The organism is Campylobacter concisus (genome assembly GCF_002913225.1).
GTDB classification, from domain to species: domain Bacteria; phylum Campylobacterota; class Campylobacteria; order Campylobacterales; family Campylobacteraceae; genus Campylobacter_A; species Campylobacter_A concisus_J.
The window spans coordinates 1-21,556 of record NZ_PPAW01000018.1; the positions used below are offsets into that span (position 1 = coordinate 1).

Sequence of the window (21,556 nt, forward strand, 5' to 3'; positions counted from 1 at the left end):
AAGTTGTAGATCTTTAAATGTGCTTTTTAGTTGATTTAGAGCTGGGTTGTTTGTATCAGCTTCTAAGCTTGCTTCATAGTTGCCATCTTTTATCTCATTTACAAAGGTGTTGGCTTTTTGGATGAAGATACTTTGATCTTTCATGCCATCTTCAATGGCCTTTGTGTTTTTGTTTATTAGCTCTGCCATTTGACCAAATTCATCTTTAGATCTTATATCTATAGGCTCTGCTTTGTTTGTCTTGTGATTTAGTAGATCAAAGAAAGATAGTAGGCCTGTTTTTAGTTTGAGGATGATTTTTAGGAGGTAAGAAGATAGGTAAAGTGAAAGCAATAGTCCTAAAATAAGCACCACCACAAGCACTCCGACAGACGCATAAGCAAGTGAATTTAGATCCTCTAAAAGCTCATCTTTGTCAAGCTCTCCGATCAGATACCAACCCATACTTTTGATATATTTTGAGCCGATCAATAAATTTCTGCCATCTTTATCTAGCGATATGTAGCTGCCATTTTCGGTGATTAGCTTTTTAAGATTTGCTTCGCCTACTATATCTTTTAGATTGCCACTTGCATCTTTGCCGATCTTGATGTCGCCTTTTTCATCAACTAGTAGAAATTTACCGCCGCGACCTATCTTTTGTGACTGGACAAAATTTACTATCTCGCTTAAATTTACGCCAGTCGCTGCTATACCATAAAATTTATCATCTTTTTGAACTTTGTAGTTTATATACATCATTATCTTGCCGCTGCCGTCTTCAGCCTTGTTGATATCGATCAGGCTTAGGTTGCTGCCATCTTTTAAGGCGTAGTACCACTTGTCATTTTCTGGGTTAATGACCTTTAAAATTTTATCTTCGACGTAGTAGTTTAGGGTTCTATCTGAGCCAAACATTATCGTATCTAGCTTTAAATTTTTAGCAAGAGTTTGAAAATAGTCAAACAAGACCTTTCTGCCGTGCTCGTCCTCGCCATTTTTGACCCAGTCTATTAAAAAGCTATTTTGAGTTATTTGATAAGAAGCGTCGATTATCTTATCGATGTAAGATTCTATTTTATAACCAACTTCATTGACAGCAAGTGGGAATTCCTTGCTCTCAACCCTGTCGGTATATAAATTTTTAGCCATGTTATAGGTCACAAGACCAACCACACTAACACAAACCAAAAGCATGACACTTAGCACAAGTGCCGTTCTCATCCTGAGTGACTTCATTGCATTCTCCTTAAAGTAAATTGACAATTTTATTACAATATATTTAAATAATATTAAATTTTATAAATTAGAAATTTGTGAGATTTTTTGCAAGAAGCATCTTACCTCTTGCAAATTTATATTAGGATTTATTTTTTAAGGTCGTATTTAGCGAGCATTTTGTCAAATTCGCCAGATTTTTGTAGCTCTTCGATCGCAGCATCTATCTTTTTGATAAGATCAGTATGTTTGCCCTTATCAAATGCCATCGCAAAGCCCTCTGTGCCGTCAGGAAGTCTTAAAAACTCCTCTAAGTCTGGATTTTGTTTTAAAAACTCAACACCTATTGGGCTATCAGTAAGCACAACATCGATCTTACCGGCATTTAGTGACATGATAGCTGCCGCTACATTTTCAGCTGGGATTGACTGAGTTGTGATCTTTTTAGCTGCATCCTCTTGGATTGTGCCAACTTGTGCTGAAATTTTCTTATCCTTAAGGTTGTCTTTATTTACATCTGAGCCTTTTTTGCGGATAAATAAATTCTCTGAAAAATAATATGGCTTAGTAAAATCAACAGACTTTCTTCTCTCGTCAGTCGCGCTCATGCCGCTTATCGCGATATCGATCTTGCCTGTTTTTAAAGCTGGTATTAGCCCATCAAAACTCATATTTGCAACGTCAAATTTGATCCCAGTTTTTTTAGTGATCTCATTTAGAAGATCGATCTCAAAACCAACGATTTGATTTTTATCATCAAGATACTCAAACGGAGGATAATCAGCGCTTGAACCCACCTTATAAACTATCTCTTTGCTAGCTTCTGGCGCATTTGCAGTGGTTTTTTTGCCACTATCATCACCACAACCTATAAAAAACACAACTAACCCTAACGCTAGAACTTTTAATAAATTTTTCATTTTTCTCCTTATTAGTGATTTAAAATTTTACCTAAAAACTCTCGCAGACGCTCGTGCTGCGGATTTGTGAAGACATTTTTTGGTGTGTCATCAACTGCTATCTTGCCTTTGTCCATAAAGAAAATTCTATTTGCCACATTTCTTGCAAAACCCATTTCGTGAGTCACCACAAGCATCGTTATGCCCTTTGCTGCGACATCTTTCATGATATCAAGCACCTCGCCGATCATCTCAGGATCTAGTGCGCTTGTTGGCTCGTCAAATAGTATCACCTCTGGATCCATAGCAAGGCTTCTAGCAATCGCGATACGCTGCTTTTGACCGCCTGAGAGCTTGTGCGGATAGGCAAATTTCTTGTCGCTTAGCCCAACACTCTTTAGCAGTTCATCTGCCCTCCTCTCGGCACTCTCTTTGTCTAAGATCCCAGCTTTTATCGGAGCAAGGGTCAAATTTTGCAAGACATTTTTGTTTGCAAAAAGGTTAAAGTGCTGAAATACCATGCTCACTTTTTGGCGAATTTTATTTATGTCTGATTTTTTATTGAGGATATCTTCGCCATTTATCTTGATATGTCCGCTATCTGGCTCTTCAAGGCGGTTTATGCAGCGCAAAAATGTACTTTTTCCACCGCCACTTGGGCCAATTATCGCTATGACTTCACCTTTTTTGATATCTACGCTAATGTCATTTAAAACACGCAAATCGCCATAGCTTTTGTTTAAATTTTTAATCTCAATCATGGCGATTTAGTCTCCTCTCAAGTAGTTTCACCAAAAGGGTGAAAAATTTAACGCTCACGTAATATACAATGCCCGTAAAAATGACTGGCTCTGGGCTGTAAAAGACCGCTTGAAGGCTCTTACTTTGCATCGTGATATCAACGACGCTTATGTAGCCAACGACTGAGGTCTCTTTAAAAAGTGAGATAAACTCATTAGCAAGCGCTGGCAAGATATTTTTAGTAGCTTGTGGGAAGACTATCTCACGCATCGAAACGTAGTAGTTTAGCCCCATCGCCCTAGCTGCCTCCATCTGACCTTTATCGACGCTATTTATGCCGCTTCTTACGATCTCAGCGACGTATGCCGAGCTATTTAGTCCAAGTGCGATCACGGCGACATAGAAATTGTCGCTCCAAGTGGCAAAAATCACCACTGAAAATATTAGAAGTTGAAGTATTACAGGCGTTCCACGCAAGATGTCGATATACTCGTCTATGACGAAATTTAAAACCTTGATATCTAAAAATTTAATAAAAGCTAAAATAAATCCAAGTGTTATACCTATAGCAATACCGCCTATCGTAAGGCCAAGTGTTACTCCGTAACTTTTGATATATGCGATCTCTTGCGCCTCGCTAAGATCTCTTGGATAGAAAAAATATGTTCCAAGTGAGACAATTATTATAAAAAATAGAAATTTGGCTAAATTTTGAGCGTTCAACTTCGTCCTTTCTTTAAAATGTAGCCTTAAATGATACGAAAAAAAATATATCATTTTGCTTAAAAATTTTTAAGGAATGAGCCCGCTCATTGAAATTTAAATATTTTTGTAATAACATAACCGTTTTATTTTATTTGAAAGGAATTTTATGAGCTTTGGGTCTTATTTAGCCATCGCCATATATTTTGGTTTCTTGCTCTTCATCGGACGATATTTCTACGATAAAAATGCAAGTATGAACGAATATCTGCTAGATAACCGTCAAATGGGTCCAGTCGTCACCGCACTTAGCGCTGGTGCTTCTGATATGAGTGGTTGGATGCTACTTGGCGTGCCCGGGGCCTTATACGCAACTGGCGTGGCAAATGTCTGGATGATAGCTGGTCTTATCGTGGGAGCGTACTGCAACTACTTATTTCTAGCAAAAAGGCTTAGGGTCTATACTGAGGTTGCAAGCGACAGCATCACCATACCAGACTTTTTAGAAAACCGCTTTAAAGACAGAACAAAAATTTTAAGGATCATCTCAGGTCTTATCATCTTGATATTTTTCACGCTTTATGTAAGTAGTGGTATCATCGCTGGTGGCAAGACTTTTGAGAGCTTTTTTGGCTTAAAATTTGCATACGGAGCGGTCTTTACGCTCATAATCGTGGTCTTTTACACATTTTTTGGCGGATTTAAAGCCGTTAGCATAACTGACGCATTTCAGGGTCTTTTGATGTTTTGCGTCCTAGTCTCGATCCCAGTCGTGGCATATCTAAATTTAGACTTGCCAAGCGATACAAATTTAATAAAAGAGATAAGCAGACTTGATGCAAATCACCTAAATCCATTTAGGGACCAGACTTTCTGGGGCATTTTGGGTCTTCTAGCTTGGGGCTTTGGCTACTTTGGGCAACCACATATCATAGTTAGATTTATGGCGATACGTGACTCAAAAGAGCTTGCAAAGGCAAGAAGGATCGGCATTGGCTGGATGACGATCGGCCTACTAGGTGCAATTATGAGCGGACTTATCGGATTTGTCTATTTTAGCCAAAGAGGCGGACTAAGCGACCCTGAGACAGTGTTTTTAAAACTTGGTGAGCTACTTTTCCCACCATTTTTTATAGGTATCATCATCTCAGCCGTGCTTTCAGCGATCATGAGCACCATCTCAAGCCAGCTTTTAGTCACTTCAAGCTCGGTCACAAAGGACTTCATATTTGCCTTTTATAAAAAAGAGGTGAGCCAAAGCACGCAAACAGCGATCAGCCGCTATGCAGTCGTGGTCGTAGCGATAATTGCCACAGTGCTTGCCTTTATCTCTACAGATAACGTTCTAAACGTCGTTGGCAACGCTTGGGCTGGATTTGGCGCGAGCTTTGGTCCGGTACTGCTTTTTAGCCTTTACTGGAAACGTATGAGCGCACTTGGAGCGCTTGCTGGTATGATAGCTGGCGGTGCTACCGTGATATTTTGGATAACATCAGGACTAAATGCCTATGTTTATGAAATTTTACCAGGCATTTTAACCTCAAGCCTAGCCATCATCATGGTCAGTATCTGGGGCGACGCGATAAATAAAATGACTAGCGAACCACACGAGCAAGTGATAAAAGATGAATTTGAAAAGATGAAGACAAGGCTTTAAATTTAAAAAAGGTGGCTAGCTTTAGCCACCATCAAATTTACTTTAATTTTAAATTTCTATTTTCTTAAAGCTAACCCTTGGATTTATAGTTAGCTTATCATGCGAGATAAACTCTTTTTTTAAGTATTTCTCACGTCCAGCTCTTGCTATCATCAGCGCGTTATCAGAGCAAAACGCAAGTGGAGCTAACAAAAGCTCGCACTCATTTTTTTGACAAAGAGCTTCAAGCCTTTTGCGTAAATTTAAATTTGCACTTGCTCCGCCAACTACGCCAAAACGCTTAAAATTTCTATGAGATTGAGCTTGTTAAATTTATACCTTTAGTCCTCTTTTTAGTTTTCTTATCAAAAACCTAGCAGGATGAAGCTCATGAAATAGCGATCTTTCTATGCAAAGTGGGCGAGCAAGTACAAGATCGGTTATCAAATTTGCTCCAAGTATCGCCGTGCCAAGACCACGTGAGCCGTGAGCAAAATTTACAAAGAGATTTTTTTCGTAGCTTGCTTTTGGATTATTATCTTTATTTTTACTCCAAAATAGCCCTTTGTAGTTTTGCTTGTAAAACTTCTCATCGTGCAAGGCGCCGATTATCGGAAACCTATCTCCGCTATAACTTCTATAACCAACACGTGAGCCGATAATGGTGGCTTTTGTGGCGTCAAAAAACTCGCTCACGTCGCTTAAATTTTTAGCATTATCCTCAGCTTTAGGCGTATCGCAAATTTCATTTCTAGCGTAGGTTGCGCCGATGACTTGCACCCCTTTGACGGCTGGGCAGATGTAGCCTTTTGCACTTAGCGGCATTGTATTTTTTAAAACTGGCTTTAGGTGCGTGACTTGGCCTCTGACGCTACTTATTTGCATGTCGTAGCCTTTAAACATCTCGCTACTTTTGCTACCAGCACAAAAGATCAAGATATCTGTTTCTATGCTTTTGTTGTTTTTAAATTTAACACTTATCTTGCCATTTTTTAGGTGCGCCCTGCTCTCATACTCATGCTTAAATAAAATTTCAAATTTGGTTGAGAGAAATTTGCAAATTTCTTTTGGCCTAGCATAAGCCGCCTCTTTTATAAATATCCCAGGATATGGCTTTAAACTCTCATCAAATTTAAAAATTTCATCCGCGCCTTGCCCCTGCCACGAGCCATATCTCCTAATCAGCTCATCATCAAACGCATAGTCGATGCAGCCATTAAATTTGATAAGGCTTTTTGGCAAATTTGCCTTGTAAAATTTCACCGCCTGCAAAAAGGCATTTATATGCATGCGGCCTAAATTTACCCCAGGCTTCGTAACTAGCGGCATCAAGGCGCCGCAGTGGTTGCCTGAGCCATTTGTCGCGACCTCGCTCTTTGCCTCAGCGATCACCACTTTAAAACCACTTTTAGCTAGCTCACCAGCTGTTGCAAGCCCAGCTACTCCTGCTCCTATCACAAGCGCTGTTTTGCCTTTTACGCTGGCAACTGGCTCGCACCTAGCAAACCAAGCGTCCTTTAAATTTTCATCCTTTTTTTCTAGCACGGCGCTACTCATCTGGCGTTTTCTAGCATAGCCCTCTTTTAGGCTCAGCAAAAAGCCAGCATTTTTTAGCCCAACTTTCACTATTTTTGCGCACGAGTAAGTTCTAACTATGGTGCCAACCCTGCTTAGCCTTGCGATCTCTTTGAAGACATCCTCGCTCCAGATCGAGCCATTTTTGCTTGGGGCAAAGCCGTCTAAAAACCAGATATCGGCGGCAAAATCAAGCTCAGGCAAAATTTGCTCTGCCTCGCCGTAGCAAAGATCAAAGGTGATATTTGGAGCAAAATTTATGCGGTGTATGCCTGAGATTAGCGGTGGATAGAGTGAAACTAGCTTTTTAGCATAAGCTTTAAAAATGCCTAAATTTTCATAAATTTTTAAAAGATCTTCTTTTTTGATAGGACTTTTTTCGATGCTAACGAAGTGAAGCTTTTTAGAGCTATTTTTAAATTTCTTACAAAGTGTGAAGAAATTTAGCCCAGCACCAAAGCCAGTCTCAGCGACTATAAAGCTATCTTTGCTCTGCCAAATTTCATCAAGTGCGCTCGCAAAGACAAATTCACTCTCAAGCCAGGGTTTTTCGGTATTAAAGTAGATGTCGCCAAACTCTTCGCTAAATGGAATTTGCCCTTTAAAGCTTAAATTTGCATTTTTCATCTATTTTTTGCGAAATATCCATCTATACCGTTTGCAATGCCGTTTGCAAGGGCTTTTTGATAGGCTTCGTTAAATAGTTTTTCGCCCTCGACTGGATGTGTGATGTAGCCGATTTCTACAAGAACCGCTGGCATAAGAGCGCCCACGAGCACCCAAAATGGCGCCTCTCTCACGCTGCCGTCGCTGGCTGCATATACCTTTCTAGCGCTTGCTAAAATGTCCTTTTGGATGTCGATACCAAGCTTGTTTGAAGCGATGATCTTCTCGCGGTTTAGCACGTTTAGAAACGTTTGCTGCGAAAAGTAGTTCATCTCTTCGATGTCTGATTTATTTTCAAGTGCGGCTGCATTTTTACTGCGCTCGCTCCTTGCAGGCGATAAGAAAAAGGTTTCGATGCCGTGCATGCTCTTTGCTTTAGCAGCGTTTGGAGCGGCATTTGCGTGGATGGAGACAAAGAGGTCAGCCATCTTGTCGTTTGCAAATTTCGTTCTTGATCTTAAATTTATAAAAACGTCAGTTGATCTGGTGAAATAGACCTTGTAGCCACGAGATTTTAGTATCTCGCCAAGCTTTTTAGCTACACCCAAAACGGCTGTTTTTTCTTTTAAACTGCCATTTACCGCGCCTGGGTCTGTGCCGCCATGCCCTGGGTCGATAACGATCGTTTTGTTGCGTGAAAATTTACCCGCAGCAACTGGAGGCAAAGGCTCTTCTACTGGCTCACTTTGTGCTGGCTCAGACTTTAAATTTGGCTCTACTGCGCTTTGTGCTGGCTTTTCATTTTTATTTTTAAGCTTATGAAGTGGTGCTCTTACACTTTCATTTGAGATGAAATTTTGAGCGCTGATTATTAGCAAATCCCCTGTCGCATTTGCTTTTATCGTCTTTTGCACCTTGTCAGAAAAGATGATCCTGACGGTGTTTTTATCATACTGAGAGATGTGGATGTAGTCTGAGATGAAATTTTTATATGTTAGTGGGTTGCCATTTAGCCTGCCATCAATGTCCATGATATTTTTGTAGGCATTTTGCTGTTTGGCAAACGATGTTTTTAGCCTTTCGGTATCTAGCTTTGTGTTAAATTTAAGCACCAAGGTGTCATTTACCTTTGTGGCACTTAGTAACGTTAAAGCTGGCAAAACCGCTGGTGCGCTGGCACCTTTTACGCCGTTTATCGCATTTAGGTCTCTTATATATGCGCTTGAGTCAAAGCCAAGCGCCTTTGAGCTGGTTATTAGCCTAGTAAGTGCCTGCTTTTTCGTGTTTTTATCATTTTTAATGATCGCATCGACGTAGATATTTTTTATATCGTTGTGAAGCTTGATCTTAGCACTTCTGTTTAGAGCCATAAAATTTCTATCAAATTTGGCAAAAGTCTCCGAATTTGTCGCCGCAAAAAGAAAGCTAAATGCTAGAAAAAGAGATATTAAAACCCGTTTCATTCACCATGTACCAGCTTATGCATTAGCTCTTTTACGCTTATTAGCTCTTTTAGTTTATAGCCGTTTGCTCCCGTGAAAAATAGCCCGCTCTCTTTTTTGCCGCTATATGCGTCAAATAGCCTATCCGCGATGCAGTATCCAACCTGCTTTGCCTCTTTGCCTCTTTGGCAAGGGCTCACGCAGTTGCTTATGCACTGGATCTTTGGGCCCATTCTTTTATCGACTAAATTTATCAAATTTGTTCTTATTCCGCGAGCTGGATAGCCAACTGGGCTTTTTATAAGCTCAATGTCTTTCTCTTCAGCCGCTAGCAAAACCTCTTTAAAGCCAATATCTGCGTCGCACTCATGAGTACCGATGAAGCGTGTGCCCATCTGAACACCGTCTGCGCCTAGCGATATCGCCTTTTCGATATCGTTTTTATCCCAAATTCCACCAGCTGCGATGAGCGGAAAGTCGCCCCACTCTTTGATCTCAGCTTTTACTTGTGGAATGAGGTTAAATAGCGAAAACTCAGGATCAAGGCACTGCTCGTATGTAAAGCCTTGATGTCCGCCGCTTAGCGGTCCTTCAAGTACGACAGCATCTGGCAAGCGCTCATATCTTTGAAGCCAGCGCTTACAGATGATCTTTAGTGCTTTTGCGCTTGAGACGATCGGCACAAGTGCTATCTCTTTAAAATTTTGTGTAAATTCGGGTAAATTTGTAGGCAAACCTGCACCTGAGACTATGATGTTTATACCAGCCTCGCAAGCATCCTTAACCACCCTTGCGTAGTCGTTTGCAGCATACATTATATTTACGCCAAGTGGCAAGTCACCGCAAATTTTACGTGCATTTTCTATGACAGCTCGAAGGCCTCTTGTAGAGTAGAAATTTTCGCTTCCAAAAGGCTTTGCGTTTAGCTCTTTATCTATAAATTTGCGGTTTTCATAGTAGCCTGTGCCAACTGAGCTAATTATGCCAAGACCGCCTTCTAAGCTCACATTGCCAGCTAGTTTGTCCCAGCTGATGCCAAGCCCCATACCGCCTTGAAATATCGGGTATTTTATCTCGTATTTACCTATTTTTAACGGCTTTAACTCCATTTATTCAACCTTTATCTTTGCAAATTTGCGCTTTCCAACCTGCAAGATATACTCGCCTGCTCCTAATTTTAACTGCTCATCACTAATTTTTTCTTGATTGATGCTAACTGCGTTTGCTTTTATATCTCGCCTTGCTTGAGAATTTGACTCACTTAGCCCGCACTGAGATAAGGCTTCAACTATCCAAATTGGCGCTTTTAAGCTAAATTCTTTCATATCAGTTGGGAGCTGATTTTGAGAGTGAACGCTATTAAATTCAGCCATAGCAGCCTTTGCCGCCTCCTCGCCGTGATACCTCACTGTTATCTCGTATGCAAGATCCTCTTTTGCCTTTTTTGGATGATATTTGCCACTATTTACGTCATTCATCAGCTCTTCTATCTCGCCAAGATTTTTTGTGCTTAGTAGCTCGTACCAGCGCCACATAAGCTCATCACTTATGCTAAGCGTTTTTGCAAACATATCATTTGCATTTTCAGTAACGCCTATGTAGTTGCCAAGGCTCTTGCTCATCTTATTTACGCCATCAAGTCCCTCAAGAAGTGGCATCATGATGACAGCTTGCTCTTTGCCGATATTATATGTTCGCTGCAAGGTTCTGCCCATTAGAAGGTTAAATTTCTGATCCGTACCGCCCATTTCGATGTCACACTTCATAGCAACACTATCATATCCTTGAAGAAGCGGATACATAAACTCAGAGATTGATATAGGATTGCCCGCTTTTATCCTCTTTTCAAAGTCATCACGCTCTAGCATCCTAGCTACTGAAAATGTGCTAGTTAGCTCGATCATCCCAGCAGCGCCAAGCTCATTTGACCATTTTGAGTTAAACATTATCACAGTTTTTTTAGGATCTAAAATTTTAAAAACTTGCTCTTCATAAGTTTTTGCATTTTTTAAAACAGTCTCTTGATCTAGTTTTTTTCTAGTGGCTGACTTACCTGTTGGATCGCCTATTTGAGCGGTAAAATCGCCTATCAAAAACTGCACTATCGCGCCATGTTTTTGAAGTAGAGCCATCTTGTTTAAAACGACTGTGTGACCTAGGTGAAGGTCTGGAGCTGTTGGGTCAAAGCCTGCTTTTACGTAGAAATTTTCGCCTTTTTCATAATAATTTTTAACCAAATTTTCAACTCTCTCAGCATCGATCATCTCGGCAACGCCGCGGTTTATCTCTTGTAAAATATCATCTATATCTTGAACCATTTTTCTCTCCTAATTATGATATGGGTCGCTTTGCGAAACAAAATCAATAATCTTATATCTATCTTTGATCTTCTCTTTGATCTCGTTTGCATCGATGTTTTCTGCTATTTCGACGCTTATTTCAAACGTATCTCCGCTAAGATCATTTGCTTCGTTTAGCGAGATTGTAGCTAAATTTATATCAAGTCTAGCAAGATATGTTAAAAATTCAGCCAACGCACCTTTTCTGTTTTCTAAATTTAATAAAATTTTATACCTATGTGGGGCATTTCTCGTCCATTTGACAAAGATGATCTCATCGCCTTTATCCATGAGCTTACCAGCGCGCTCGCAAAGCTTGTGATGCACTGTCACGGTGTGACCATTTTTAAAGCCAACTATGCTATCGCCCCTTTTTGGATTGCAGCAATAATCAAACTCGACATTTGAAATTTTGTGGTTTGAGTAGATCACTATGTTTTCAAATTTTTGCTTTTTGATCTGATATTTGTCGCCCAAAGAGATCATAAATGGACGCTCTTTTCTGATGTATTTTTTAAGCATATTTGCCACTTCTTGCAGATACTCGCTATCAGTTGCCGCTCGAAAGACCTTTTTGCCTAAATTTTCGCTCTCTATCCACTCTAAAATTCTATCTTTTGAGACGTTAAATACTGATTTTAAGATGTCTATCGCCATTTTGTAGTTTATATCTCTTATCTTTTGCTTACAAAATGACCTTATTGTCGCCTTTGCCTTGCCTGTTCGCACGCTATTTATCCACGAGCAGCGAAATTTAGCCTCTTCGCCAGTTACTATCCTAACGATGTCGCCATTTTTTAGCTCCGTTAGAAGCGGCATCCTAACGCGGTTTATATAAGCCTCTTTTGCGTAAAGTCCGATCTCTGAGTGAATCTCATAAGCATAATCAAGCGCCGTAGCACCACGTGGCAACGTAAAGACCTCGCCCTTTGGAGAATAAACTGCGATATCTTCGATATAAAGGCTATCTTTTGCGTATTCATAAAGCTCTTCGACGTTGCCCTCGTTCTCGTTATTTTGCATGCTGATGTCATTTAGCCAGTCAAGCTTTGGATTTAAGAGGCTGCCCTCGCCGTTTTTATATTTCCAGTGCGCAGCAACACCGTATTCAGCGGTTTTATGCATGTCATAAGTGCGAACTTGCGCCTCAAAAATGCTTTTGTTATCAAAAATGGTTGTGTGTATCGTTTGATAGCCATTTTGCTTTGGAAGCGCGATATAGTCTTTAAATCTAGAAATTAAAGGGTTAAAGTTTATATGTAAATTTCCAAGTGCCAGGTAGCAATCAAGCGGCTTTTGCACGATGATCCTAATGGCAAGCAAGTCAAGCACCTCTTCGATAGAAATGCCCTTTCTTTGCATCTTTAGATAGATCGAGTAGTAGTGTTTTATGCGTTTTTGTATCTCAAAAGTACCCTCGATAAAGCCATTTTCAAGTAAAATTTGACTTACCTTTTCGTGAAAAGCATTTAGCTTTAGGCTAAGTTGCTGCTTGTTTTTGTTTAGGTAGCTATCGATCTTTGCGTACTCTTCTGGCATCGCATACTTAAAGCTTAGATCTTCAAGCATGTTTTTGATCGATGAAATTCCCAACCTATGAGCGATCGGAGCATAAACCATAAGCGTCTCTTCAGCTATACGTTTTTGCTTTTCAGGTCTTAGCGCTTCAAGCGTTAGCATGTTGTGAAGTCTGTCGCAAAGCTTTACGACAAGGACTCTGACGTCTTCTATGGAGATTAATAGCATCTTTCTAAAAGTTAGCGCCGAGCTTGCCAGTTTTTCGTTGCTATCTGAGCTTGCAAGCTTATTTTCTCTAATGGCAACTATCTTTGTAAGCCCTTCAACTAGCTTTGCCACCTCATCGCCAAATTCAGCCTGAAGCTCACCTAACGTTACGTCGGTATCTTCGACCACGTCATGAAGAAGTGCAGCTATGACCATGCTCTCATCGCCGCCCATATTTGCTACGATAGAGGCTACTAAGATGGGATGGATGGCGTATGGTTCGCCACTTTTGCGGTATTGTCCCGCGTGAGATGTGACGCAGCTGTCGATAGCTTTGTCTAAAATTTCACTTCTTTCACAAAGAGAAAAGAGCAGTTTTATCGCTTCTGAAACGTTTTTACAAGCTAAAATTTGCTCTATCAACTGCTCTAAAAAAAGACTATTTTCCTTCAACTATTGCCTCTAAGCCTATTTTGCCCTCAGCCACTTCAAGTAGTGCGATGTCGGCAAATTTCATCTTTGAAGTATCAGCATCAACTAAAGCTATGGCGCCATTTGCTAGCGCTTCTGCACGCTTTGCAACGATAAGTGAAAGCTTATATCTGTCATCTCCTACTTGTTTTAGCGCTCTTGCTGTGATTTGTTCTGTTCTCATTTTTATCCTTTTTGAAATTTATTTTACAACTGAGTATAGGGCTGCTTCTTCTTCATTTATTATTTTTAACAAATTTCCAGCCTTAAACATATTACAAACTAAGATCGGCAGTGCGTTATCCTTTGCTAAAGCTATGGCAGTGTCGTCCATAACCTTGATGTCATCGCTCATCGCCTTTTCGTAGTTTAGTGATTTTAGAAGTTTTGCATCTTTGAATTTTTTAGGATCTTTGTCATAAACGCCATCAACTTTTGTCGCTTTTATGATCATATCTGAGCCGATCTCGATAGCTCTTAGCGTCGCTGCTGTATCTGTTGTGAAAAATGGATTGCCCGTGCCTGCAGCAAAGATAACAACTCTGCCCTTTTCCAAATGACGCTGCGCACGTCCCACGATGAAAGTCTCGCAGATCGCCTCCATCTTGATCGCGCTTTGCACTCTTACCTCAAGGCCACTTCTCTCCAAAGCTTCACGCATCGCGATCGAGTTGATAACAGTTGCTAGCATGCCCATGTGATCGCCACTTGTTCGCTTGATGATACCATCTTTTGCAGCGCTCACACCACGCACTATGTTACCACCGCCTATTACGATGCCAACTTCGATATCATTGTCGATAAGTTCTTTTATCTCGCTTGCTATAAATTTAAGCACAGCTGTGTCTATACCAAAACCATTTTCTCCAGCCAAGGCCTCGCCTGAAAATTTGACCAATACGCGTTTTCTCTTACTCATTGTCATGCTCCTTGAAATTCACGCATTTTAGCCAAAAAGGCTTTAAATTTAGCTAATAACGCTTACAAAGTGACTATTTTGAGATCATTTCAAGCGGGTCGATATGGTAGTTTCTTTGCGTCACTTCAAAGGTGAGATCATTCCTTACCCTACCTATAACATAGCCTTTTTGCACGAGCGAGCCAACCTTTACAGTTGGCGCGATCTGGCTTAGGTGAGCATAGATCGTGTGGATGCCGTTTTCATTTTCTATAATGACGACATTTTCAAGCATCGGAGTCGCTTTTGCAAAGACCACCTTGCCATTTAGCACGCTTTTTACCTTCGCATCTGGGGTACTTGAGCGAAGCACGACTGACTCGTTAAAAATTTTGATGTTATATATCGGATCTACGTAATTGCCAAATTTTTGCTTCACAGAGTAGCTATCAAGCGGAGCGATAGTCCTTGCGCCTGAGTATCTTTTAACTGAGCTTGTCTGATAGCCCCCACCCATTGGCTGGCTCTTTTCGCCCTTTTTGCCACCTTTGCTAGCTGCTCTTTCTTGCTTTTCTCTGGCAGCTCTGGCTGCTTCATCCTCTTGCTTTTGCATGATAGCAAGCTGCTCAAGCGTCTTTCTTAGCTCGTCTTGTTGGGCTTGAAGCTTGGCTAGCTTTTTGCTGTAAATTTCTTTATCACGTTTTAGTCCGTTTATTGTATTTTTCTGCGTGCTCTCTAGGCTTTGTAGATCATTTTGCTTGCGCCTATAGTTTTTTATGCTTGAGTTTATCTCATTTATCTTGCTTGATTTGTTTTTTATCTTTTCTATCGTATCTTCGTAGTTTTCGCTAAGCCTTTTAAAGTCCTCTTTTGCTATGGCATTTAGCTTGGTTAAAATTTGCGATGAGATGATGCTCTCTTCGCTTTGTTTGCCCTCGCTTGCAGACATCATGAGATCAAATGAGAGATCTTCTGCGATGATCCTTATCATATTTTGCTCTAGCTCTTTTTGCGTGCGCTCTAGCTCTTTGTTTTGCTTTGTTAGATCATCAAGCTCAAGAAGCGCTTTTGAAGCATTTGTCTCAAGAACTGAAATTTGACCCTTTAAATTTGTGATATCGCCACTTATGCCACGAAGTTTTTTCTCACCAGTTACGATATCACCAGCCAAGTCATCAAGCTTTTTACTAAGCTGCTCACTCATCACCTGGCTCGATCTTAGCGAGTTTTTGGAGTCTTTTATCTTCTCTTTAGTGTTTGATGCAAAAGCTAGGCCAAATGCTAGCAAAAGTATAAAAATTCCTTTTTTCATATCGTGCTTTTTCTAGCCTTACTCATCACTAAACTAACAGCAAAAATGCTTAAAACCACAGCCACTCCAAAAAGGATAAATATATCTCTTGAAAGATCAAGGCTAGGCAAGACTACATCGATGCTTGCGGCATTTTCTCTAAAAATTTCAAAATTTGGTAAGAAAAAGAAAAAAGCACCAACAACAATGGTCGCAACTATGCTATCAACCATGGCTGATTTATAAAGCATGGCTGATTTTAACCAAAATGGCGCGCCAAAAAGTGTCATTATTTCAATGCGTTCTCTATGCTCAAATAGCCAAATTTTAGTCTGTTTAAGCATAAGCATAAGCCCAACAACACAAAGTATCGCCATAAATGCATAAGATATGCTTTTAGCTAAATTTAACATCTTAAAGACCTTATCATGGGTCTTTGAAAATGTCTCAACCTTGCTTATACCATCAAATTTCAAAAGCTTTTGCTTTATCTCCTCCATATACTCTGGCGATGGAAATTCACTTAGTCTTAGCGAGTAAAATTTAGGCAAGGCATTTTGCAGGATGGATAAATTTTTAGCCGAGATATCGTTTGATAGGCGGTCTATGATCTTTTGTGGGCTTAGTGGCTCGACGCTAGCTAGCGTGCTAATCACTGGCTTTAGCACTGGCTCGCTTAGCTCCTTGTTTGAGACCACCACGATGTTGTAGTCATTTCCCATAAGGCGCTCGTACTCTCTTACGATCTTGTCCGCTGTAAGGCTAAACTGCACTGAAAATAAAAGCGCGATTAACGGCAATATAAATCCAAGGTGGTTTTTAAGCGATCTCATGCACGCCTCCATTTTCTATGACGAAGTGGCGGTATGGGATGCGAAGTGTTGATGGGATGTGATGCGTCACCACGACTACGCTTGTTCCTAGAAATTCTCTAGCTGATTTTAAAAGCGACCAGATGACGTCGCTTGAGTATTCGTCTAAATTTCCCGTTGGCTCGTCACATAAGAGCAAATTTGGATTGTGCGCTAGAGCTCTTGCCATGGCGACCCTTTGCTGCTCGCCGCCGCTTAGCTCACGAGGATATTTATCAGCTTTGTGAAGCATATTTACGTGCTTTAAAAGTTTAGCCACCTGCTTTTTGCTCACATTTTGATTGACGCCTTTGATGATGAGTGGCAGCATGACGTTTTTTTCGACATTCCACTCATTTATCAAGCGGTAGTTTTGAAATATAATGCCAACTCGCTGTCTAAGCTCGCAAAGTCTTTTGTCATCTATATCGTCCATTTGCGTCATGCAGACATTTAGCTCGCCAGCTAGGGGCGAAATTTCTCCGTAAAATGACTTTAAAAGCGTGCTTTTTCCGCTTCCGCTCTTGCCTGTGATAAAGACAAAGTCATTTGCGTAGATGTCTAAATTTACACTATTGATCACAACCTCGTTGCGCTCATAAGCTAGGCTTAAATTTCTTGCACTAATTATCTCTTGCATCAGCCAAATACTCCTTCAAAAGCTCGTGTGCTGCTAAATTTTCACGTATTAAGATCGGTTTTTTTATAAAATATTCGCTTTTCTCATCGCTTATTTTGATGAAACACTGCTCTGGTTTGTTAAACGCTCCAAAGGCGACTTTTAGCAAAATTTCACTCTCGTTTATGGTGTAAATTTCCTCAAAATGTAAAAAATGATCCCCTTTTTTGATGATGAAATTTTTGAAATTATTAATGATATTTTTTACGCTTGTCTTTTCTTTAAAGCTAAAATCCCCAGCCAAAACACTCTCGCCACTTTCAACCTCACAAGTATAAATAACGTCGTAGATATCCTTATCTTGGCGTCTCCAGCGGTCTTCATACTTGCTAGTTACTTCTAAATTTCTATTTTTAAAAGCTTCTATTTTTGAGTTTGTGGGCTCTAAAAATTTACTCAAACTAAAGTCGCAATACTCCTTACTATCACTCCTTAGCTCAAATTTACCACCCACTTTTAGTATCCTCTCGCACTCAAGCGCAAACGCCGTTGAGACCACGCGTCTATGCTCAGCATTATCCCACGGCACTGGAAAGTGCAAAAAGACTCTATCAACTAAATTTGATCCGACAAGCGAGAGTAAGAGTCTTGCGTCGGTATTTATCAGCCTCACGTTTTCTAGGGCACTTGCCCTAGCTAGCTTTGCTACTTGCTCGATGCTTGGTTTATAGACCTCTATGCCGATAACTAGGGCATTTGGATTGTTTTTAGCCTGATAGAGCAAGTGTCTGCCAGAGCCAAAGCCTATCTCTATGAAAATCTCTTTAAATTTATCCTTTAGCTCGCAAAATGCTGGCGCAAACTCCTCAAGGCTTAAAATTTCACTCACTTTTTTGGTTAAATTTGTCTTCTTGACGGCAAATGCTTGGCTGATGATGCCATTGCAACTTAGCTCTTTAAAAAGCTCAAGCGCTTCTTGTAAAAGTCCAACTTTAGCAGGCTTTGTAAGCTTTTCTCCCTTTATGACGACGCCATTTTTACCAGGCTTTACGACTAGAAAAAAGCCTTCATCTTCATTTTTTGTGTAGATGAGCCTCTCGTTTCGGCCATTTGCCTGCCAAAGAAATTTGATCTTGTCGTTACCAAATGGAAACGATAGCTCTTTTAAGGACGAAGCGATGAAATTTGGCATTATTTTATGCTAACTTCTGCTTTTGATGACTTATCAGAGGCGATGCCGTACTCATCGACTGCTACGACGCTGTAAGAGTAGCTAGCTCCTTTTTGAACGCTGTCATCTCTAAGCCCAGTATCACTTATACCGCTAAAGACTTTCTCGCTAGCACCGCTTCTATAAACTGTATATGAGCTAGCTCTATCAACTGCACTCCAGCTTACATTTACGCCGCTGCCATCGTAGCTAGCGCTTATGCTTGGAGTTTTTGGTGCGCCAAGTGTGCTACCAACGATCGGCTCTTCTTGCTTCAAACTCTCAAGACCGTCTTTATCGACTGCTGTAACTCTATAATACCTTGTCGCTGCGTTTGTGTTTATGAGGTCTTCGTAGGTGTTGCTAGTCGTTTTTGCTAGATATGTGTAAGGCAAAATTTTACTAGTCGTTCTATAAACCTTAAAGTATGAAAAATCCTCAGCTGGCGCATAATCCCACGTTAAGATGATCTTTTTTGGCGCATTTTTGGTCGCCTGGACGTTTGTTACTGATTTAGGGTAACTCCTTTGTTGTGGCGCTTATATTTTGGCTTGGTTTTGAGATGACACCTGAAGAAGTTTTAACTAAGATCCTATACTCATAAGACCTGCCAGGTTTTACCTCAGTATCGATATACTCGGCGTTTAGTCTGCCATTTACCTCTGCTACTTGGCTAAATTTATTAGCTCCTGCATCGCTTCTTTGGATGATGTAGCTAGCCACAGTGCTATCAGGATGTGGTCTCCAGATCACTTTTACGCGGCCTGGAAGCCCTGTGATAGCTTGTGCAAATGGCACAGAGTCAAGTAGTGGCTTAGTAGTCGCAGTTGCGATCGCACCTGGCTGAGAGATGGCGTTGCTTGAGTAGGTTCTCATCTGGTATGAGTAAGTTGTCTCTGGAGCTAGGTCACGATCCACATAGTGCGTAGCAAAGCGGTCTTTGATGTTTGCAACTAGCTGCATTTTTGAGTTTGCATCGTTTGGATTTGAGCGGTAAAGGTAGTAGCCAACGACGCTCTCGTCGCTCACTGGGTTCCACTCAAAGCCAACTTCTGTCATGTCTGAAATGGTTTTTAAGCTTGTAATAGTTGGTAGTGACGTGCTTTGCTGAGTCGGTATGCTAGAGCCGCATCCCGCTAAGAAAGCTACTAAAAATGGTGTCAATATGCGTAGGGCAAATTTTTTCATCAAAAATCTCCTTGGGAATTTTTTTGTAAATTATTTGGTTAAAGTCATCATACGTTTTTGCGGTAAATTCTACCCTTTTGCCAGTTCGCGGATGGATAAAATAGAGCATATAAGCGTGAAGCATAACCCTGCTTATTTTATCGCCTTGGCTCTTAAATCCGTATAAATCATCGCCTAAAATGTGGCGATTTATGCTAGCAAGATGCACTCTTATCTGATGCGTCCTGCCTGTAAAAAGCTTTGCCGCTATCAAATTTACTCCGCCTTCGCTTAGCAAATTTACAAAGGCACTTTTTGCAAATTTAGCGTCCTCGACGATCGCTTTTTTTAGGCGGTTGTTTGGATTTCTGCCGATTGGCTTGTCGATGATGACGTCCTCTTTTAGGGGCAGGTCGGTGAGCGCTAGATAAATTCGTCCCATGCTCTTATCGCTTAGTTGCTCGCTTAGTTTTGCGTGGGCGAAGTTGTTTTTAGCAACGACGATAGCGCCGCTCGTGCCCTTGTCTAGGCGGTGGACGATACCAGCTCTTACGTCGCCGTTTAAATTTGAGAGCATAAAGCCCTTTTTGTTTAGCCACTCAACTAACGTCGCCTCTTTGACGCTTGGGGCTTGGTGAACGACGATTTGCGGGGGTTTGTTTAGCACTATGAGATCGTCATCTTCGTAGATGATAGGGATCTCAAAATTTACTTCGTACTCGTTTTGTACCTCTTTTTTTGGGGCAAAATTTACGCAAATTTCATCGTTTTCATTTAACAAAAAGCTTGGTTTTGAGACTGGTTTTAAATTTACGCTTACAAGGGAGTCTTTTATCAAATTTAAAGCTTGATTGCGTGAAATTTGAAGCTCCTGTGCCACTGCAACGTCGAGTCTTGAGCTATTTAAAACATTAAATTTAACCAAAATCAAAGCCTTGTTTGTGATATAATCTAGCCCAAAAATTAAGGTTTGCTTCTTGATAAAACTAGATCGGCGTATTTTAACACATTTTGATTTTATTCAGCCGTTTTTAATCATCCCAATAATAGCCATCTCATACATCCTAGTCTCCGAAGCAAACGACATTTTGGCAAACAAACAGCTTGTGTATTTTGGCATCGGATTTGTCTCATTTTGCATCGCATTTTTACTGCCTATTAGACGCATCGACTGGATCATCCCGATGTTTTACTGGGTCTGCATCGTGCTGCTTTTAAGCGTTGATATCTTTGGCGTTAGCAAGCTTGGAGCTAGGCGCTGGCTGGAAATTCCCTTCGTTCACTTCACGCTTCAGCCCTCAGAGCTCATGAAGCCAGCCTTTTTGCTGATGCTAGCCTATCTAGTTAAGCAGCGCCCGCCAGAGGCCCAGGGATACGGGCTAAAAGACTTTTTAAGGCTTAGTTTTTACATACTTTTGCCATTTGCGCTCATCATGAAAGAGCCTGATCTTGGCACCGCGCTCATACTTTTGATAGTTGGCTACACCATCCTTTTTGTCATCGGCGTAAATAAGAAAATTTGGATCTGCATCATCCTTGCCATAGGATTTTCGGCGCCGGTTTTGTATGAAAATTTGCATGATTATCAAAAAAAGAGGATCCACGACTTCATCGCCGAAGAGCCAAGCTACCACGTCAAACAAAGTATCATTGCCATAGGTAGTGGTGGGCTAAAAGGCAAGCCAAAGGACGAGGCGACGCAAACGCACTTTAAATTTTTGCCAATCGCCACAAGTGACTTCATCTTCGCCTACAATATTGAGCGTTTTGGCTTTTACGGGGCATTGCTTTTACTGGGGCTTTATGGAGCGCTTATAACGCACTTACTTAGCCTAAACTACGGGCTTAAGAATGATTATTTCACGCAGGTGACCGCCACTGGCATAGCCGCGCTCATCTTTGTCTACGTGGGGGTAAATGTCTCGATGACGATCGGCTTTGCGCCGGTTGTTGGCGTGCCGCTGCCGTTTTTTAGCTACGGCGGAAGCAGCTTTGTCACCTTCATGGTGCTTTTTGGGATACTGCAAAATTTGCTAACGTTTAGGTTTGATCAGACCTACCGCTCGGTGAAATTTAAATTTTAAAATTTGCAAAATTGCTTTGTTAAATCATGTTAGTGTCAAGCAAATTTTAAAATTTCATGAGTGAGTAATTTTGGTAGTCAATTCTTGCGAGTGAATGGGATTT

The 21,556-nt window shown here is 40.8% G+C and carries 20 protein-coding genes and 1 pseudogene; 2 read left to right on the plus strand and 19 right to left on the minus strand.

The genetic code is table 11. The features are described 5' to 3' along the window. The 4 genes from CYP26_RS04030 to CYP26_RS04045 all read right to left on the minus strand — a co-directional run. The coding region (locus tag CYP26_RS04030; RefSeq protein WP_181000855.1) for a cache domain-containing protein at nucleotides 1-1,218 on the minus strand (1,218 nt) is incomplete at its 3' end. 128 nt (nucleotides 1,219-1,346) lie between these two features. Beyond that, nucleotides 1,347-2,117 (minus strand): basic amino acid ABC transporter substrate-binding protein, encoded by a 771-nt coding sequence (locus CYP26_RS04035; RefSeq protein WP_103630468.1) that lies wholly within the window; start codon nucleotides 2,115-2,117, stop codon nucleotides 1,347-1,349. Nucleotides 2,118-2,128: 11 nt separating this feature from the next. Beyond that, complete coding sequence (locus tag CYP26_RS04040; RefSeq protein ID WP_103558564.1) at nucleotides 2,129-2,857, minus strand: amino acid ABC transporter ATP-binding protein; 729 nt, start codon at nucleotides 2,855-2,857, stop codon at nucleotides 2,129-2,131. Then, nucleotides 2,850-3,560: an amino acid ABC transporter permease gene (locus CYP26_RS04045; RefSeq protein ID WP_012140157.1), complete on the minus strand. Its 711-nt coding sequence runs from the start codon at nucleotides 3,558-3,560 to the stop codon at nucleotides 2,850-2,852. The genes CYP26_RS04040 and CYP26_RS04045 overlap by 8 nt, the downstream gene beginning before the upstream one ends. Before the next feature lie 148 nt (nucleotides 3,561-3,708). On the opposite strand from CYP26_RS04045, the gene putP reads away from it, so the two are divergent. Further along, complete coding sequence (gene putP, locus CYP26_RS04050) at nucleotides 3,709-5,196, plus strand: sodium/proline symporter PutP (protein WP_021092063.1); 1,488 nt, start codon at nucleotides 3,709-3,711, stop codon at nucleotides 5,194-5,196. A gap of 48 nt (nucleotides 5,197-5,244) precedes the next feature. On the opposite strand, the pseudogene CYP26_RS04055 reads toward putP, so the two are convergent. From CYP26_RS04055 to CYP26_RS04125, 15 genes and pseudogenes are all read right to left on the minus strand, one after another. After that, nucleotides 5,245-5,487 (minus strand): annotated as a pseudogene (locus CYP26_RS04055) (tRNA (adenosine(37)-N6)-threonylcarbamoyltransferase complex transferase subunit TsaD); the annotation flags it as partial. A 21-nt stretch (nucleotides 5,488-5,508) separates the two neighbouring features. Further along, nucleotides 5,509-7,377, minus strand: a complete 1,869-nt coding sequence (gene mnmC, locus CYP26_RS04060) for a bifunctional tRNA (5-methylaminomethyl-2-thiouridine)(34)-methyltransferase MnmD/FAD-dependent 5-carboxymethylaminomethyl-2-thiouridine(34) oxidoreductase MnmC (RefSeq protein WP_103630469.1) — start codon at nucleotides 7,375-7,377, stop codon at nucleotides 5,509-5,511. Then, nucleotides 7,374-8,819, minus strand: coding sequence for an N-acetylmuramoyl-L-alanine amidase family protein (locus CYP26_RS04065; RefSeq protein ID WP_103630470.1), 1,446 nt, complete (start codon nucleotides 8,817-8,819; stop codon nucleotides 7,374-7,376). The genes mnmC and CYP26_RS04065 overlap by 4 nt, the downstream gene beginning before the upstream one ends. Then, a complete protein-coding gene (locus CYP26_RS04070) occupies nucleotides 8,816-9,907 on the minus strand; it encodes a nitronate monooxygenase (RefSeq protein ID WP_021092139.1) in 1,092 nt (363 codons plus the stop codon). Before CYP26_RS04070 ends, CYP26_RS04065 begins: the two co-directional genes overlap by 4 nt. Next, nucleotides 9,908-11,116: a tyrosine--tRNA ligase gene (gene tyrS / locus CYP26_RS04075; RefSeq protein ID WP_103630471.1), complete on the minus strand. Its 1,209-nt coding sequence runs from the start codon at nucleotides 11,114-11,116 to the stop codon at nucleotides 9,908-9,910. It abuts the gene before it with no gap. Nucleotides 11,117-11,125: 9 nt separating this feature from the next. Next, nucleotides 11,126-13,315 (minus strand): RelA/SpoT family protein, encoded by a 2,190-nt coding sequence (locus tag CYP26_RS04080; protein ID WP_103630472.1) that lies wholly within the window; start codon nucleotides 13,313-13,315, stop codon nucleotides 11,126-11,128. Continuing rightward, on the minus strand, nucleotides 13,302-13,517 hold the full coding sequence (locus tag CYP26_RS04085) for a DNA-directed RNA polymerase subunit omega (RefSeq protein ID WP_004317259.1): 216 nt from the start codon (nucleotides 13,515-13,517) through the stop codon (nucleotides 13,302-13,304). Before CYP26_RS04085 ends, CYP26_RS04080 begins: the two co-directional genes overlap by 14 nt. An 18-nt stretch (nucleotides 13,518-13,535) precedes the next feature. Beyond that, nucleotides 13,536-14,252, minus strand: a complete 717-nt coding sequence (gene pyrH / locus CYP26_RS04090; RefSeq protein WP_103630473.1) for a UMP kinase — start codon at nucleotides 14,250-14,252, stop codon at nucleotides 13,536-13,538. Nucleotides 14,253-14,325: 73 nt separating this feature from the next. Continuing rightward, entirely contained in the window at nucleotides 14,326-15,543 is a 1,218-nt protein-coding gene (locus tag CYP26_RS04095) for a murein hydrolase activator EnvC family protein (RefSeq protein ID WP_103630474.1), read from the minus strand. Then, a complete protein-coding gene (locus tag CYP26_RS04100; protein ID WP_103570181.1) occupies nucleotides 15,540-16,355 on the minus strand; it encodes a cell division protein FtsX in 816 nt (271 codons plus the stop codon). The genes CYP26_RS04095 and CYP26_RS04100 overlap by 4 nt, the downstream gene beginning before the upstream one ends. Then, nucleotides 16,342-17,013: a cell division ATP-binding protein FtsE gene (locus tag CYP26_RS04105; RefSeq protein ID WP_004317228.1), complete on the minus strand. Its 672-nt coding sequence runs from the start codon at nucleotides 17,011-17,013 to the stop codon at nucleotides 16,342-16,344. Before CYP26_RS04105 ends, CYP26_RS04100 begins: the two co-directional genes overlap by 14 nt. Next, a complete protein-coding gene (gene trmB, locus CYP26_RS04110) occupies nucleotides 16,997-18,184 on the minus strand; it encodes a tRNA (guanosine(46)-N7)-methyltransferase TrmB (protein ID WP_103630475.1) in 1,188 nt (395 codons plus the stop codon). The genes CYP26_RS04105 and trmB overlap by 17 nt, the downstream gene beginning before the upstream one ends. After that, the gene (locus CYP26_RS04115; protein ID WP_004317176.1) at nucleotides 18,184-18,597 is read right to left on the minus strand and encodes a hypothetical protein; all 414 of its coding nucleotides are present in this window, start codon (nucleotides 18,595-18,597) and stop codon (nucleotides 18,184-18,186) included. Before CYP26_RS04115 ends, trmB begins: the two co-directional genes overlap by 1 nt. Nucleotides 18,598-18,715: 118 nt before the next feature. Then, nucleotides 18,716-19,390, minus strand: coding sequence for a fibronectin type III domain-containing protein (locus CYP26_RS04120; RefSeq protein WP_181000856.1), 675 nt, complete (start codon nucleotides 19,388-19,390; stop codon nucleotides 18,716-18,718). After that, nucleotides 19,323-20,294 carry an RluA family pseudouridine synthase gene (locus CYP26_RS04125; protein ID WP_103630476.1) on the minus strand — a complete coding sequence of 324 codons (972 nt, stop codon included), beginning with the start codon at nucleotides 20,292-20,294 and terminating at the stop codon, nucleotides 19,323-19,325. The genes CYP26_RS04120 and CYP26_RS04125 overlap by 68 nt, the downstream gene beginning before the upstream one ends. A gap of 52 nt (nucleotides 20,295-20,346) precedes the next feature. Between CYP26_RS04125 and CYP26_RS04130 the strand changes: the two genes are divergently transcribed. Continuing rightward, complete coding sequence (locus CYP26_RS04130) at nucleotides 20,347-21,453, plus strand: FtsW/RodA/SpoVE family cell cycle protein (protein WP_103610807.1); 1,107 nt, start codon at nucleotides 20,347-20,349, stop codon at nucleotides 21,451-21,453. Nucleotides 21,454-21,556 lie beyond the last annotated feature (103 nt).

What these genes read in the sequence shown, in the direction of transcription:
- CYP26_RS04065 (WP_103630470.1), bottom strand. Translation starts at nt 8,819, where the DNA reads ATGAAACGGGTTTTAATATCTCTTTTTCTAGCATTTAGCTTTCTTTTT.
- CYP26_RS04120 (WP_181000856.1), bottom strand. Translation starts at nt 19,390, where the DNA reads ATGAAAAAATTTGCCCTACGCATATTGACACCATTTTTAGTAGCTTTC.
- CYP26_RS04070 (WP_021092139.1), bottom strand. Translation starts at nt 9,907, where the DNA reads ATGGAGTTAAAGCCGTTAAAAATAGGTAAATACGAGATAAAATACCCG.
- CYP26_RS04095 (WP_103630474.1), bottom strand. Translation starts at nt 15,543, where the DNA reads ATGAAAAAAGGAATTTTTATACTTTTGCTAGCATTTGGCCTAGCTTTT.
- CYP26_RS04085 (WP_004317259.1), bottom strand. Translation starts at nt 13,517, where the DNA reads ATGAGAACAGAACAAATCACAGCAAGAGCGCTAAAACAAGTAGGAGAT.
- CYP26_RS04035 (WP_103630468.1), bottom strand. Translation starts at nt 2,117, where the DNA reads ATGAAAAATTTATTAAAAGTTCTAGCGTTAGGGTTAGTTGTGTTTTTT.
- pyrH (WP_103630473.1), bottom strand. Translation starts at nt 14,252, where the DNA reads ATGAGTAAGAGAAAACGCGTATTGGTCAAATTTTCAGGCGAGGCCTTG.
- CYP26_RS04040 (WP_103558564.1), bottom strand. Translation starts at nt 2,857, where the DNA reads ATGATTGAGATTAAAAATTTAAACAAAAGCTATGGCGATTTGCGTGTT.
- putP (WP_021092063.1), top strand. Translation starts at nt 3,709, where the DNA reads ATGAGCTTTGGGTCTTATTTAGCCATCGCCATATATTTTGGTTTCTTG.
- CYP26_RS04100 (WP_103570181.1), bottom strand. Translation starts at nt 16,355, where the DNA reads ATGAGATCGCTTAAAAACCACCTTGGATTTATATTGCCGTTAATCGCG.
- mnmC (WP_103630469.1), bottom strand. Translation starts at nt 7,377, where the DNA reads ATGAAAAATGCAAATTTAAGCTTTAAAGGGCAAATTCCATTTAGCGAA.
- CYP26_RS04105 (WP_004317228.1), bottom strand. Translation starts at nt 17,013, where the DNA reads ATGCAAGAGATAATTAGTGCAAGAAATTTAAGCCTAGCTTATGAGCGC.
- trmB (WP_103630475.1), bottom strand. Translation starts at nt 18,184, where the DNA reads ATGCCAAATTTCATCGCTTCGTCCTTAAAAGAGCTATCGTTTCCATTT.
- tyrS (WP_103630471.1), bottom strand. Translation starts at nt 11,116, where the DNA reads ATGGTTCAAGATATAGATGATATTTTACAAGAGATAAACCGCGGCGTT.